General features: G+C 60.3%; 14 protein-coding genes and 1 pseudogene. 8 read left to right on the forward strand and 7 right to left on the reverse strand.

All coding sequences use genetic code 11. From position 1 onward, the window contains the following. Positions 1 to 60: 60 nt before the first annotated feature. The 4 genes and pseudogenes from ACG873_RS00875 to ACG873_RS00890 all read left to right on the forward strand — a co-directional run bounded on the left by ACG873_RS00875 (position 61) and on the right by ACG873_RS00890 (position 3,371). Positions 61 to 1,358, forward strand: a pseudogene (locus ACG873_RS00875) (methyltransferase domain-containing protein). Further along, complete coding sequence (locus ACG873_RS00880) at positions 1,355 to 2,170, forward strand: sugar phosphate nucleotidyltransferase (protein ID WP_394886115.1); 816 nt, start codon at positions 1,355 to 1,357, stop codon at positions 2,168 to 2,170. Before ACG873_RS00875 ends, ACG873_RS00880 begins: the two are co-directional and overlap by 4 nt. Next, a complete protein-coding gene (locus ACG873_RS00885; RefSeq protein ID WP_394886117.1) occupies positions 2,167 to 2,820 on the forward strand; it encodes a PIG-L deacetylase family protein in 654 nt (217 codons plus the stop codon). The genes ACG873_RS00880 and ACG873_RS00885 overlap by 4 nt, the downstream gene beginning before the upstream one ends. Before the next feature lie 257 nt (positions 2,821 to 3,077). Then, positions 3,078 to 3,371: a hypothetical protein gene (locus tag ACG873_RS00890; protein ID WP_394885639.1), complete on the forward strand. Its 294-nt coding sequence runs from the start codon at positions 3,078 to 3,080 to the stop codon at positions 3,369 to 3,371. Positions 3,372 to 3,387: 16 nt separating this feature from the next. On the opposite strand, the gene ACG873_RS00895 is transcribed toward ACG873_RS00890, so the two are convergent. Beyond that, a complete protein-coding gene (locus ACG873_RS00895) occupies positions 3,388 to 4,755 on the reverse strand; it encodes a glutamate-1-semialdehyde 2,1-aminomutase (RefSeq protein ID WP_394885640.1) in 1,368 nt (455 codons plus the stop codon). Between the two features lie 202 nt (positions 4,756 to 4,957). Between ACG873_RS00895 and galE the strand changes: the two genes are divergently transcribed. Continuing rightward, positions 4,958 to 6,211 (forward strand): UDP-glucose 4-epimerase GalE, encoded by a 1,254-nt coding sequence (galE, locus tag ACG873_RS00900; protein WP_394885641.1) that lies wholly within the window; start codon positions 4,958 to 4,960, stop codon positions 6,209 to 6,211. A 58-nt stretch (positions 6,212 to 6,269) separates the two neighbouring features. On the opposite strand, the gene ACG873_RS00905 is transcribed toward galE, so the two are convergent. The 5 genes from ACG873_RS00905 to ACG873_RS00925 all read right to left on the reverse strand — a co-directional run bounded on the left by ACG873_RS00905 (position 6,270) and on the right by ACG873_RS00925 (position 10,447). Next, positions 6,270 to 7,034: a LuxR C-terminal-related transcriptional regulator gene (locus ACG873_RS00905; RefSeq protein ID WP_394885642.1), complete on the reverse strand. Its 765-nt coding sequence runs from the start codon at positions 7,032 to 7,034 to the stop codon at positions 6,270 to 6,272. Between the two features lie 276 nt (positions 7,035 to 7,310). Then, positions 7,311 to 7,967, reverse strand: coding sequence for a Crp/Fnr family transcriptional regulator (locus tag ACG873_RS00910; RefSeq protein ID WP_394885643.1), 657 nt, complete (start codon positions 7,965 to 7,967; stop codon positions 7,311 to 7,313). An 851-nt stretch (positions 7,968 to 8,818) separates the two neighbouring features. Next, positions 8,819 to 9,046, reverse strand: a complete 228-nt coding sequence (locus ACG873_RS00915; protein ID WP_394885644.1) for a hypothetical protein — start codon at positions 9,044 to 9,046, stop codon at positions 8,819 to 8,821. A gap of 220 nt (positions 9,047 to 9,266) precedes the next feature. Continuing rightward, positions 9,267 to 9,908 carry an acyltransferase family protein gene (locus ACG873_RS00920; protein ID WP_394885645.1) on the reverse strand — a complete coding sequence of 214 codons (642 nt, stop codon included), beginning with the start codon at positions 9,906 to 9,908 and terminating at the stop codon, positions 9,267 to 9,269. 8 nt (positions 9,909 to 9,916) lie between these two features. Beyond that, positions 9,917 to 10,447, reverse strand: coding sequence for an acyltransferase family protein (locus ACG873_RS00925; protein WP_394885646.1), 531 nt, complete (start codon positions 10,445 to 10,447; stop codon positions 9,917 to 9,919). A 278-nt stretch (positions 10,448 to 10,725) separates the two neighbouring features. Between ACG873_RS00925 and ACG873_RS00930 the strand changes: the two genes are divergently transcribed. From ACG873_RS00930 to ACG873_RS00940, 3 genes are all read left to right on the forward strand, one after another. Then, positions 10,726 to 12,189 (forward strand): hypothetical protein, encoded by a 1,464-nt coding sequence (locus tag ACG873_RS00930; RefSeq protein WP_394885647.1) that lies wholly within the window; start codon positions 10,726 to 10,728, stop codon positions 12,187 to 12,189. Between the two features lie 113 nt (positions 12,190 to 12,302). Next, a complete protein-coding gene (locus ACG873_RS00935; protein ID WP_394885648.1) occupies positions 12,303 to 12,923 on the forward strand; it encodes a Gmad2 immunoglobulin-like domain-containing protein in 621 nt (206 codons plus the stop codon). Between the two features lie 72 nt (positions 12,924 to 12,995). Further along, positions 12,996 to 13,223: a hypothetical protein gene (locus tag ACG873_RS00940; RefSeq protein WP_394885649.1), complete on the forward strand. Its 228-nt coding sequence runs from the start codon at positions 12,996 to 12,998 to the stop codon at positions 13,221 to 13,223. A 91-nt stretch (positions 13,224 to 13,314) separates the two neighbouring features. On the opposite strand, the gene ACG873_RS00945 is transcribed toward ACG873_RS00940, so the two are convergent. Beyond that, positions 13,315 to 14,394 carry a glycosyltransferase gene (locus ACG873_RS00945; protein ID WP_394885650.1) on the reverse strand — a complete coding sequence of 360 codons (1,080 nt, stop codon included), beginning with the start codon at positions 14,392 to 14,394 and terminating at the stop codon, positions 13,315 to 13,317. Positions 14,395 to 14,534: the final 140 nt, after the last annotated feature.

A 14,534-nucleotide genomic window follows, 5' to 3' on the forward strand; every position in this document is an offset into this window, starting at 1 on the left:
ACAGGTTCAGCGTCAGGCCACCGCGTCTCCGCCTTTTTCAAATCCAGCGGGGGACCCAGTATGAACATTCAAGCTGTCGAAATCGGTCGAGATCGGAGCGGACGCCGGGACGTCGGCTGCAGGCTTTGCGGATCACGCCTGCGCCACACCCTGGTCGACCTTGGCATGTCGCCTCCGTGCGAGAGCTACCTGCAGGCCGACCAGCTGGACCAGATGGAACTCTACTATCCGCTCAACGTCCTAGTCTGCGACATGTGCTATCTGGTGCAGCTCAAGGAGTACATGAGCGCCGAGACCATCTTCAGCGAATACGCCTATTTCTCCTCCTTCTCGACGAGCTGGGTCGCCCACTCCAAGGCCTATTGCGAGGGGATCACCAAGCGCCTTGGGCTTGGTTCCGGCAGCCTGGCAGTGGAACTGGCCAGCAACGACGGCTACCTGCTGCAGCATTTCCTGCCGCTCGGCGTCCCCGTGCTCGGTGTGGAACCTGCCGCCAACGTGGCGCGCGCCGCCGAAGAAAAGGGCGTGCCGACCCGCGTGGACTTTTTCGGCGTCCGCTTGGCGAAGCAGATGGTGGCCGAAGGACTGCATGCCGACCTCATCATCGGCAACAACGTCCTGGCGCAGGTTCCCAACCTCAACGACTTCGTCGCCGGCATTAAAATCCTGCTCAAGCCGGAAGGTGTCGTCACGCTCGAATTTCCGCACATCGAGCGGCTGATGGCCGAGAACCAGTTCGACACGATCTACCACGAGCACTTCTCGTACTTTTCGCTGCTGACCATCGACGTGATGGCGGCCCGCCACGGGCTGCGGGTGATCGACGTCGAGGAACTGCCCACGCATGGGGGTTCTCTCCGCGTCTACCTCGTCCACGAGGACAGCATCAGCAGCTGGGCGGCGGAAGACAGCGTTGCCGAACTCCTCGACCGCGAAGAGCGGCACGGGCTGACGGAGATGTCGACCTACACGTCCTTCGGCCACAAGGCGCAGCGCGCGAAACGCGACCTCCTGGCGTTCCTGATCGCAGCCAAAAACGAAGGCAAGAAAATCTGCGGCTACGGCGCGCCGGGCAAGGGCAACACGCTCCTCAACTACTGCGCCATCGGCCCCGATTTCCTCGACTTCACCGTCGACCGGAACCCCTACAAGCACGGCCGCTTCACGCCGGGCATGCACATTCCGATCAAGCCCGTCGAAGCGATCGACCAGGCCAAGCCCGACTACATCCTGATCCTTCCGTGGAACCTGAAGGATGAGATCATCCAGCAGATGCACCATGTCGCCGCCTGGGGCGCGAAATTCGTGGTGCCGATTCCTTCGTGACAGTGATCGATCCATCGGAGTTGCGGAAATGAAGGTCGTTCTTTTCTGTGGCGGGCGCGGTACCCGCATTCGCGACTATTCCGAAAGCGTACCCAAGCCGATGATCCCGCTCGGGCACCAGCCCATCCTGCGGCACATCATGCAGTGGTACAGCGACTACGGCCATGACGAGTTCGTGCTGTGCCTGGGCTACAAGGCCAACGTCATAAAGGAGTTCTTCCTGAACACCCGGCCGCAGACATTCGCCGACTGCGTCGTGTCCGGCGGCGGCAGGGATGTCCAGCTCCTCAATGACGCCGACAAAGACTGGCGCGTGACGCTGCTCGACACGGGCATCTGGCGAAACATCGGAGAGCGCCTCTGGACTGCGAAGGACCACGTCAAAAACGAGAAAATGTTCCTCGCAAACTACAGCGACGGGCTGACCGACGTCGACCTCGAGGACGTGATCGCCAAGTTCGAGGCCAGCGGCAAGATCGGCTGCTTCCTCGCGGTGCGCGCGCCGCTGACCTATCACCTTGCCGACATCGCCGAGGACGGCCGCGTCCGCGAGTTTCGCACCACGGAAACGTCGGAGATCTGGATCAATGGCGGCTACTTCGTGTTCCGGCCGGAAATCTTCGACTACATGCGCGACGGCGAGGAACTCGTGCTCGAACCCTTCACGCGCCTGATCGCCGACAACATGTTGATGGCGTACAAACACGAGGGTTTCTGGCGCTCTATGGATACGCTGCGCGACTGGCAGTCGCTGGAAGACATGGTCGAAAAGGGCGACATGCCCTGGAACGCGAAGATCACCGCCGAAAAGAACAGGCGCAATGTAGTCGCGGCGGCGTCATGATGGGGCTTGGCCTCGCCCGTCGCGGGGAGGAACTCTCGGTCCTCTGCCTTGGTGCCCACTCCGATGACATCGAGATCGGCGCGGGAGGCACTATCCTCAGCCTGATCGCATCAGGGGTCAGGCTGGATGTCCACTGGTGCGTGCTGAGCGCAGGCGGCCAGCGGACGGCCGAAGCCACTTCCTCGGCCAAAGCATTCCTCGAAGGCTCGCGGACCTCGAAAATCGAGATCGCCGAGTTCGAGGACAGCTATTTCCCTTCCCAGAGCCGTGCGATCAAGCAGTGGCTGATGGATGTCAGAGCGCGTGTCCGTCCTGACGTGGTGCTCACCCACGCCCGGCTTGACGCGCACCAGGACCATCGCGAGGTCAACCAGCTGACCTGGAACGTCTTCCGCGACCATCTCGTGCTCGAATACGAGATCCCGAAGTGGGACGGCGACCTCAGCCAGCCCAATGCCTATGTGCCGCTCACGGGGGACATCATGGAGCGCAAGATCGGACTGCTTCACGAGCACTTTGGCACCCAGCGCTCCAAGGACTGGTTCGACCGGGAGACGTTCGCCGGGCTTGCGAGGCTGCGCGGGATGGAGTGCCGGGCACCAGAGCATTTCGCGGAGGCTTTCACGCTCCGGAAAGCGAAAATTCTTTAGCCGCCGCATCACGGCCAGCATTGTCTCGTAACAATCAATAAATGCTGCAAATACAGCATCTTGCAAGTCTTTCCCGACAAATTTAGCAAAACTTGCCGAGAGGGCATGACAGCTGGGTGAATTTTTAGGCTGAGAGGATATTGAACTCGGCCGGCGATCTGTTAACAAATTCGCCTTGTTGCCGTCCTGCATAACAGAAGCAGCCTCGAGGCTGTCGGATTTTACTATCAATTTTGAAGTTGAGGGGCTTTCATCAAGTGGACAAACGAGAAATTGCGCCCGGATTTTCGCTCAGCGAAGCCCGGATCGGTACCGTAGAGGGTGGAGAATCCGGTGTCCTGGTCTGGAAATCCGACCAGCTCGTCGCGGTCCTGACCCAGATCGACGAAGAGGCCTACTCCACCAAGGGCAAATGGTTCCTCGAGATCGGCTTCGGTCTTCTGAGCGGGGACCACAGGAATTTCGACACGATCGAGGAAGCCGTAACCTGGGTAGGCAGACAGGTCTTCTCGGTTGACGCGGACGACCGAGCCGCCGCGGCCGCGAGCTGACTTTCGTAGCCGCCGCCTACGCCTTTGCAATGATCGGAATGATCTCGGCGGGTTCATCGCCTCTGTTGTAGCGGCGGAAGACGACCTGGGAGGGGCGGCCGACAAGGAAGCGATCGGTTCCCGATTCCAGCGCCCGTGCATAGACGGCCAGCGCTCCGTCGACGGCCTCTATAGTCTTCATGACAGCCTCGTTATCGTGCGTGTAGCTGACGACGAGAGACGGCATCAGCACTCCGCGCCTGATCGTCTCCTGCATGAACAGGGTCCTGTATGCCTGTGACGGATGGCCGTTGCGGTCGAGGGTGGCGAATGAAAGGCAGCAGGGACGGCCGACCACCTGGAAGTGCCCGTCCACCCCATGCCGCCTGGCGGCTTCTCCGATGCCGTCCTTGAGCTTCTCGCCCTGACGGTGAAGCTGATCGATCACAGGTTCGTTTTGATAAATCCGCATGGTGGCGATCGCCGCGGCTAGCGCATGGGTTTCCGCGCCATGGGTGGTGGACAGTAGGAAAACTCTCGGGCGGTCGGTGTACTCCAGCCCTCCGAGACGCATGTATTCACGTTTCCCGGCGAGCGCGGATACGGAGAACCCGTTGCCCAGCGCCTTGCCGAAGGTCATCAGGTCCGGCTTGATGCCGTAGAGTTTCTGAGCGCCGCCAGTGTGCCACCTGAACCCGGTGATCATCTCGTCCAGAATGAACAGCGCACCGTTTTCCCTGCAGAGGCGCTGGACCTCGTGAAGGAAACCGTCGCGTGGGTCGTCGCCGCGCGACGGCTCGAGGATCAGTGCGGCCAGCTTGCGCGGGTACTTGTCGAACAATTCCTTCACGCTGGCGAAGTCGTTGTACCGGAAGGTGACGGTCAGTTTCCGGACGGCCTCGGGGATGCCCGAGTTCATTGGTGTGGTCCCGATGAACCAGTCGTCGGTCGAGAAGAACGGATGGTCGGCACAACAGGCGACGAGATCGCGCCCCGTGTAGCCTCGGGCCAGCCTGACGGCACCCGAAGTCGCATCCGAGCCGTCCTTGCAGAACTTCACCATGTCCGCGTCGATGAGTTCCAGGAACGTTTCGGCGCACTCCACTTCGATCCTGGCGGGCCTGGTGAAATTGGAGCCTCCGCCGAGGACGGACTCGACCGCCCGGGTTACTGTCGGGTAGGCGTGACCAAGTCCGACGGCCCGGTTGCCCATACCGAACTCGATGTACCTGTTTCCGTCGACGTCCCAGACATGGCATCCCGAACCGCGCTCGATGAACCCCGGCGCGAGAACGGGATACTGGTCCTCGCCTTTCGCATAGGTGTGGCAGCCGCCCGGGATCAATTCGCGGGCGCGTTCCTGCAGGCGGACGGATTTTTGGAAACGAAGGCTTTGCTCGGACATGGGAACACTCCAACTCGTCCGCAGTCTACCCGTCCGATTAAGGATTTCGCGTTCTCCATAAGGTCATCGGTTTAGCACTTATGGGGGATGCCCGGCGGCGGACCGTCACCGGATTGATGGCTTTGCTTCCCGGTTCAACCGTTTTGGTGAATCGCCCCAAGGCGGTTACGGTGGCAACCTTCCTGTCGCCAGGGAGGAGAAAATGGCTGTACTGGTCACTGGGGGTGCGGGATATATCGGCAGCCACACGGTTCTGGCCCTGCTGGAAGCGGGCGAGAGGGTATTCGTGCTCGATGACTTGAGTTCAGGCGAAAGGTCCGCTGTCCCGATCAAGGCTCAATTCATCCACGGCGACGCCGGTGACCTCGAGACAGTCCAGAAGCTGTTGGGGACGTTCGCCATAGATGCCGTCATACATGTGGCCGGCTCCGGTTCGGTCGAAGAATCCGTCTGGAACCCTCTCAAATATTACCGCAACAACACTGCGGTTACCCGCACGGTCCTGGAGGCTTGCATCGGCGCAGGAGTGAAGCACTTCGTGTTTTCCTCCACGGCGGCTGTTTACGGCAATTCCGGGATCCAGTGTCGGGAGGATGCGGCATTGTCGCCCGTGTCTCCCTACGGGAAGTCCAAGCTCATGGCCGAGGCGATGCTCCGCGACACGGCGGGAGCACACTCCGTCCGGTGCGCCGCGTTGCGCTGCTTCAATGCGGTCGGAGCCGGCCCTGCGGGACGGGGTCCGGGCAACCTATTGAAGGTGGCCTGTGAGGCGGCGGTCGGCAAACGTCTGTATGTTCCCGTTTTCGGCACCGACTACGACACTCCCGACGGCACCTGCGTCAGGGACTATATCCATGTGAGCGATTTGGCCGACATCCACCGTCTTGCCCTGCAAAGGCTCCGTCGCGAAGGCGGCAGCTTTGCCGTGAACTGCGGATACGGACGCGGCCACTCCGTACTCGAAGTGATCGAGGCGGTCAGGAAGCAATCCGGCGTCGATCTCGCTGTGAAACCCCACCCAAGGAGGGCGGGGGACGTAGGCATGTCCGTGGCGGATTGCAGCATGCTGTCCGGAGAGCTGGGATGGCATCCGTCCCGCGACAATCTCGCTGAAATCGTATCCCGATCGCTTGAATGGGAGCGCAAATCCGGCAGGCGTCCCACCCGGCCCTTCACGAAACCGGAGATGGTGCGGTCGGCTCAGGCAGCAGGGCTGGCAATGGACCTGACTCCTCGCGAGCACCAGGTGATGCAGCAACTTTCCAAGGGACTGCAGAACAGGATAATTGCGGCGAACCTCGGCGTCTCCGAGCACACGGTCAAAATCCACCTACAGAAGATCATCAGGAAACTCGGGGCGACAAACCGCACCGGAGCTGCCGCAATTTATATCGAGCGGCTCCCGGATGCTTTCAATCGTCGAAACGGAGAACCCCCGGCTTTCAGAAGCCATTGAAAGACGCGAACGGCCCGCCGGACTACCCACACAGCGAACCATTCCTTATCGCCTGAGATCATTCTTGTGACAGGATGCCGTCGGCGAAGAGTTCATTGATCTTGTAGGCGACTTCCGTGCGGTTGGTCGCCTTCAGCTTCTTCATGATGTTTCGGATATGAACCTTCACGGTGCTTTCCCGCAGATTCAATTCGTAGGCGATGATCTTGTTCGCCATGCCGCGCCGGAGCGCTTGGGCGACCTCGGCCTGCCTGATCGTGAACATTCCCGTCAATGGCTGCATGTCGCCGCGGCTGCCCGAATCGATCAGGTGGCGCATGGAAAGGACGCTGCTCGCCGGGACGAAAATGCCTCCCGCTACCGCGAGGTTGATTGCCTCGACGCAGACGTCGATTCCGACCGAAGCCGGAATGTATCCCCTCGCACCGCATTCGAGAGCCGTCAGTATCTGTGCAAGGTCGTCGGTGCCGGCCAGGATGACCACAGGTACCGAATTGAACTCGGACGAAATGCGCTGGATTTCGTCTGCAATGCCGGGATCGGTGATCTTCCGGCCGCCGAGGTTGTAAAGGATGGCTCCAACAGGAGGGTGCGAACCCTTCTTCCTGCGCCATTCTTCGACGGAACCCATCGCCGCGACGGCCATGCCCAGATCGTGGTCGACGAGTGCCGAGGCGAGGCATTCGCGGTCGAGCGCCCTTCCGTCCAGGATTAGGAGACATTCGCTGCCTGCCCGCGGTCCCTGGACAATTTCCGCCCCCCTCGGGGTTATTCCGGACTGATTGGCTGAAGTATAATTATGCTGTCCTGCTGTGGAATCCATACTAATACCCACCCTTTTCCAACACACGCCGCCCCCGGCGGCCGATCAGCCCCTTTTGCAGTCTCAAAAAATCGAAAATTTGACCCACCCCTTGCGAAAGCTTGAGGACAGAACCCCAGCTGCGGCTTTCTGCAAGTTCTTCGCCTTCGCCTGGCGAGAACAGCTTTGATAGATTATGGCATCTTTAGTAATCCGTCATTAACTTATGTTAGCTTTTGCTAAATTTCTGAGTCCGTGGTTAAAAGGTGCGGCCGCTGCCGCCGCATATGCTGAAGGTTATCTGAGGTATTCCTTGTCGAATCCGGCTGTCTTGACCAGCTTCTGGCGGTTGATCACCTCTACATGGCCCGCTTTGAATGAGACTAGACCGGCCTTGCGCAGTTCCCCCAAGGTACGGTTGACGTGAACGGATGTCATTCCCAGCAGGTCGGCCACTTCGTGCTGGGTGAGGGGACACTCATACCTTCCGCGTGACGCCAGGCCGACGACGGAGAGCCTTTCCTCCAGCTCGAGCAGGAGGTGGGCCGTCCTGGTGATCGCGTTCCGCCGCCCGGCGCTCATGAGATGCTCGGCGAGAATGGCGTTCTGGCGGGCCTCGGAGCAGGTGATCTTGTTCCCGAGGATGCCGTCCGACGCAATGGCCTCCATCAGATCCTTCCTGTGAACCTCATAAACGGCAAGCTCGGTTACGGATGCCAGCGATGTTAAACGCGGTCCGTCGACGGAACGGAACCCGACAAAATCGCCCCGGAGTGGAGTGTCGATGACCTGCCGTTCCCCGTTCTGAAGGCCGCGGTAAAGGAGACCCCAACCGGATCTTACGATGAAAACCCTGTCGTCGTCGTCGCCCTGTCGGCATATCACTGAATGGGGTTTGTAGATTTTTGCGGCAACACCAAGGAATTCGCTGTTTCCCCAGTCGTCCTTCGACAATGACCCCCCACGGGATGCGAGCGTATGAATTCCAAAAGTGTCTGCATGAAAAACCGCTGGCTTGTTTCGACTGCCACAACTTATAATAGGCAGTCTCTGAATGCCAGTTATTCGCCGAGCTTGCCAGATACGCAGTTGGTCAGAGACATCATACCAACGGATAAGCATGCGTTTATTTGGCGCAGAACCTCATCCGATTGGCGGAGACGGGATCTGCTTGCGCTCTTCGGCAACGATATTTCTACCTCGAAAGCACCATTGACGGCCTATTACTTCAAGGCCGAATATCCGGTTGCCCGCTCTGGCTGTTTGCTTGCGCGGCCTGTCACGCGGCGATCGCGAAGACAGGATAGGGGGTCGCTACCCACCCCGCCCAGCGGCTCCCCTATCGCTTCGCGGGACGCGCGGCCCGGGGGTAAAATTCCCGGCTAGGTGGCAACTAGCCGCGGGTTGTTGCGGTATTAGGTAGCAAACGCCACCCGAAAAATCGATTAGCGCGTATGCGAAAATTCCACCAATAGGCGTGCGAAAATTCCATTGGGAAAAGCGGTTGCAGGCCCGGCAACTGGCTTTTCGCGTTCAGCGATGGGGGACTTGCGGGAAAATTGGTGGCGTTAGCTACCTTACCTAATGCCGGGTTGTTGGCGCGCTGCTGCTTGGGACAGAGCAACACCCCGCGAACACCTCCGGATAGGTGGTCAGCATGGCCGTGGCCATTGCGCCCCTGGCTGAGAGGCCTGTGACTGCAGCACTTGGGCTGCCATCGTTTCGATGGGATAATGGAGAATTGCAGGGCTTCATGACTTGGCCGGCAAGACCACCGAAGTCATGAACTCAGGGACGACCCGGCTTCAGGCGTGTCCTTGAGGCTCGGCCTCAGAAAGCCACGTTTCGTCCAACAAAGCGGTCTCGCCAGGCTGCATCACTGCTTCAAAGGCATCGATCAGCTTTTTGGCGGCTTTGCTGGCCAGGTGGCATTCCGGATATTTGGCCTTCACGGCCCTGGCCCGCTCGTAGACTTCCTGGAGTTGCCTGACTTCCTTGGGGCCGAGTACGCTATGTACAATCTGGTCAGTCATGCCGTTCTCCTCCTCGCAAATGCCGGAACCCTGAACAGCCCGCCTGCTACCCGCACCAGTACGTTTCCGCAGTCATTTTTACCACGGGTACTTCTAATTAAAAGCAAAAGCATGCCTGCAATCTGGCATTCTATAGATGGCATTTTTTGGGTCTACTCGTTCTTTAGGCTGTTGCAAGCGCGTGGATCCGCCGTTCGTAGGAAGGGTACAGCCGCGTGGATTAACCAATGCCTAACGGTTGCGTTTCGCCTAAGCGGGGCTTCCGTTTGCCCGAGAAGCGGCTTTCGAAATACCTGAAGGACAGTTCCGCGACCGTGGCTGTGATGGCGTAGGAGAGGGCGAAGATCACGAGCCTTCTCAGAATCGGCTGCCCCGACAGGTCGGCGACACTGGAAAGAAGGAAGGCGGCGGCGTTGATCGCCAGCGCGTGGACGATGTAGGCACCGTAGGATATTTCTCCGATACGTCGGAACAGGCGCGACTTCAGCAGCCAGGACACGGACCGGTCGCCTGTCGCTGCAAGCGCCACCAGACCTCCCGAGGCCACTGCCAGTGCCGTGTACAGGAACACCTCACGGTATTGGCCCCATAGGATGCCCGAGACCACATTCTTCACAATGTCGATCCCCCGGGCGTGAACCACAAAATAGTTCATCCAAGTGTAGGTGACGACGTAGGCAATCATCAGGGCAGCTCCCGCCCAAGCAAGAGGGTGGGCCAGCTTGTGCAGCCGGCCGTAATGGCTTGCGAACGCCAGGAGCGCTCCCATGGCGAAGGAATCGGTGTGGAGGAAGGAACCCGAATAGATCCCGTATGCGCTGGCTTCGCTGTCGAGGCCGATGTTGGCAAACTCCGTCGACACTGCAAACCTCATGAGAGGGGCGGCAACGAGGAGGCGAACAGGATGGCGATCACCGTCCGCCTCGACGCCAGGACGAGCACAGTCCCGTAAACAAGGTAAAACTGCATCTCGACCGAGATCGTCCAAAGATGCGCCACGGGCCAATCAGACAACTGGCCACGTCCAAGTCCCATGGCCACGTTGTGGTAGAAGCCCAGCAGCGAAAGAAGGTCGAAGAGATCGACGCTGGCCCCCGCAGCAAGGCTCGCCAGAATCCCGACGCCGACATAGGCATAGTAGACGGGAACGATCCGGATCGTCCTGCGGCGGAAGAAGCCGCGCAACCTTTCCAGCGGCGGCCGGTCAGTCGGTCTCTCGATAACCGCGAGCGTCACCACGAAACCCGAAATCACGAAGAACAGCCAGACGCCCGTCCAGCCGAACGGCATCAGCCCGCAGTGCTGGGCCACAACTGCCGTCATCGCGAAACATCTGAGGGAGTCCACCGACGCAACGCGCTTGCTGCCGTCGGCCGTCCCCGCAGGTGAAAAGGAACCCATCTCGACATCCTTGCGAACCCGCCACAGCACCTTACAGCGTGCATGCCATGCCGGGACATGGACCCGGTTCAGCTTTTATGCGTAAGCTTGGCGCACACCGCCGCAGGCAGCCTCCAAAAGGAGTAGCCGCACTCGCCCGACGGTGCCGGACGCCCGGCTACCTCCTTTGGCCCCCTTGCCCGGAACATCCGCCTGCCGAACTATGCTCCGCTTAAGACAGCTTCTGGCGGCGTGCGGAACATCCCATGCCGCCTCTCAGCGGGGAGGCTGGAGCAAAAATGCAGGTCTCTTTGCCCGGGCTGCTGGTGTGCGCGGCCATTTTGGTGGTCGCGTATTATTCCAGGGGGATGCTGATCATCGGCCTGATGGCCTCGACGGCTTTCGGCGCGACGGCCGTCATGACCCTGACCGCACTGGGCGGATCGTCTCCGCTGATCTACACCGTTTTTGCCGCCCTGCTCGTGACGGCCGTCGCGGCCAGGCGTCATATCTGGTTCGATCTCGGCAACGTATTCGGAAGCATCCGTCCCGTCTGGATCCTGACCAGCCTCATGGCTTACGCGATTATCGGATCGTGGCTGTTTCCGAGGTTCTTCGCGGGCCAGACCAGCGTCTTCGTGCAGTCCAAAACCAGGCTCGCCATCGTCGAGGCCTCCCTTGCCCCGGTTTCGGGCAACATTTCCCAGACCGGTTACTTCGTCCTTGGCGGCCTGACCGCGATCGCACTCTGCGCCGTTCTGCTGCACTCCAACAGGATAGACCAGGTACGCCGCGGCTTCTTCCTGTGGTGCGGCCTTCACACGGGATTGGGGCTGATCGACTTCATCAGCAAAAATGCCGGAGCCGGGGAATTGCTTGGTCCGATCAAGACGGCAAACTACGCAATAATAACAGGGGCGGTCGAGGCTGGATTCACGCGGATCACGGGAGCGTTCTCCGAGGCTTCGTCCTTCGGCAGCGTTTCCCTCGCATGCCTGGCATTCTGCTACACATACTGGAGAAAGACCAAATCACGCCTGGCCCAGTGGCTGGCTGCCATCCTGCTGTTGCTCGTCGTCCTGTCGACATCCTCGACCGCATATGTCGGCCTGGCCTTCCTGTGCATTCCGGTCGCCTTCTCGATAGCGCTTTCGGTCCTGAAGGGAAGGGTTGAAAGCGACGAGATACTGATCACGGCGCTGATGGTGGTCGGCGGCGTGGCCATTATGGGGATCAGTCTCTACAACCCGGCGATCTTCGAGCCGTTCGTCAACTTGATAAACTCCACCATCATCAACAAGGCGGAATCTTCCTCGGGTCAGGAACGGACTTACTGGAACGTCAAAAGCCTGCAGGCATTCCTCGACACCAGCGGCCTTGGCATCGGGTTCGGCAGCTCGAGGGCCTCAAGCTGGCCCATCGCCGTCCTGTCCCAGCTCGGCTTCTTCGGATCGTTGATGATGGCCATCCTGCTTGGCGTCCTGATCAGGGGAATGGGGAAGCTGCGGATTTGGGTCGACCCGGAGACCGATGCCGTCGTAGCCAGCGTGAGGAACGCAGCCCTTGCCAGCGTCGTGGCCAGCTCGCTGGCTGGTGGATCCCCCGATCCGGGCATCCTGTTCTTCGTGGCCCTTGCCATTGTTTCCGCCACGAGAGTGCGCGCCCGGCGCAACAGGGAAGCCTTCCGGTGTGCGGCTCCCCGGCAGGCAGTGCGGGCTTGGTTTCCCGCTCCGAGGCCTTCCACAGGACAGGCTGGAGCGTAAATTCCCGCATCTCTCATCCTGCCAATTCGGAGAGACGCGCATTGCGATGCGTCCTCACTTCGCCACCCGCCGCTTGCTGAGGTATCCTTCCGTTGGGGAAAGGCGGGCGGCATGTGAGGGGGAAATGCCATGCCCAATTCCATCCAGCAGCCGAGCCGTTCGATCTCGTCGGCGATCCCGTCCTGATTGCAGGCATCGGCCAAGGCTTCGAAGCGACGCTCAACTGGCGCGTCCATGACGGCCATGACGAGCGCACCGGCTTCTTCAATGTCGGCGGCGGCACCGGCGAGCACGGCCAGTTCCTGGTGCAGGCGGCGATAGGCGCGGCCGCCTTCCAGCTCGACCGGCTGTCCGTCGAGGTGTTCGAGGAGAGTGCGCAGGACGGCTCCGAGATCAACAAGGTGATCGTGCCGGTGATCTACGGCCCGCGCATCGTCGCGAACTATATCGGCTTCCGCATCCATGTGGTGAAGCCGGGCGACACGCTGTCGAAGATCTCCGAGGAGCACTATGGCAGCACGACCCAGTTCCAGCGCATCGTGCGCCAACCCGCTGGTGATCGACAACCCGAACCTCATCTTCCCCGGCCAGCAGCTGAAAATGCCGATCGGGGCGTGAGGGCTGCAAGGAAATTCAGAACGAGGATCGTCGCCCCTCTCAACCAATCAGCCGAAACCCCGGAGGACAGTATGTCGCCGTTGCCGCTTCTTAACAGCGGGAACGGAAAGCATTAGTTCACGTTTCAAACAATGGGAAAACGGCTTGGCGCGCGGAGGACGCCGGGCATTAACGGAAAGCGTGACCGAATGTCCTATCAGTATTTCTCGCACGAGATCGATTCCGAGACCCACTACTGCGTCAAATGCGGGCGGTTCCTGATGAACCTCCAAGAGAACAAGCAATGGATCGGGAATGAAATTTTCCCTGCTTGTATCGACGGCACCAACGTCACAGCCATAAGCCACATGGTGCGTGGCCAGGAAAGCGCTCCCCAGAACCATGCCAACATGCCGCCGCGGTCATTCCAGCGGTAGCAGCCGCCAATGGCAAGGTCCGAAAGGAAGCGGATGCCGAAACGCTACTTTTTCGCAAAGGGCGTAGGCTGGCTCGTCTTCGATAACCGCCTCAGCACGCCCGCAGCAAATCGCTCCACCGCTGCAGGAAGCGCTCTTTCGAGGCGCGTGACGCCACCTCCCGCAACAAGCGGCCGGTCTCCGCTTTCTCACAGGGACACCGGGAAAGCGCCTGCCGCATCGCCCATGTGATCGCCTTTGGGTCGTTTGGCGACACTTGCGTGCAGACGCCTTGCACAGCCTCTACCAACGCGCTTCCTGCAGACACGATCGGCAGCAGACCCATGTATGCGGCCTCCAGGGCGGGCATTCCGAACCCTTCCAGAAGGCTCGGCAGGACGAACGCCTCGGCATGCGCGTAGAGCCAGCGCAACTGGCTGTCAGGCACATATCCCGGCATCACTACGCCCGGCACCGATTTCGCGAACTCCATTATCTGTAGGTGGCCATCGCCCCGCGGACCGCACAGGACATATTTGACTCCCTGCGCATGGAACCCGCCTTTCCGGTAGGCCTCGAGAGCGGCGATCTGGTTCTTGCGGGTTTCGAAAGCTCCGACCGTTAGGAAAAACGGGCCGTCGACAGCGGGGAGAACCTCCAAGGGGCCGTCGAAAAGCTCCGTACGCACGTAAAGGGGGATGGTCTCCAGGAACCGGAAGCCCGATCCGTAAAGCGAAATGAAGTTGCCTCTCGACCAGTCGCTGACGAAGACGACGCCGGGCCCTTGCCGACGGATTTTCTCGTAAGCGGCGCGGTAGTTCTTAACGGTTCCGGGATCGTAGAGGAAGCCATGCGTCAACGGGCCGACATCGTGGCAAAGAACGATGTCCCTTTCGGCCAGCTCCGACCTCAGGACATAGAGGGGATCGAGAAAGACCCGGACACTGCCGTCATCAGCCCTGCCTCCGATCAAACAGGACCCGCTGTCCTTGAGCCATCTCATTTCCAGCACCATCAGTCTGGCAACGATCTTGCGGACTAGCCCTTCGGGAACCCTGGAGCCGAGCCGCCAGTACCGGACCCGCGCGCGTTCCGGCACGAACTCCCGGCAAAGATCCTTGGCGATGTGATAGGCCCCGGTCCTGTTCAGTATCGAAAGCGAGTTGTCGAACAGCGGCCGGGCAGCGGCCACGGCGGCGAGCGGCGGCCCCGGAGGAGCAGGTTCCTCCCTTGCCGGACCTGCGGAGCTTTTGCCGCCTCTCGGTTCGCAGGAACTCCGTGAGTCCGGCACCAGTGTTCAAACTGTTCATCGCTTCCACCCCAAGCGCGCCG

Origin of the sequence: Allomesorhizobium aridi (assembly GCF_043769475.1) — a bacterium.
Lineage (GTDB): Bacteria > Pseudomonadota > Alphaproteobacteria > Rhizobiales > Rhizobiaceae > Allomesorhizobium.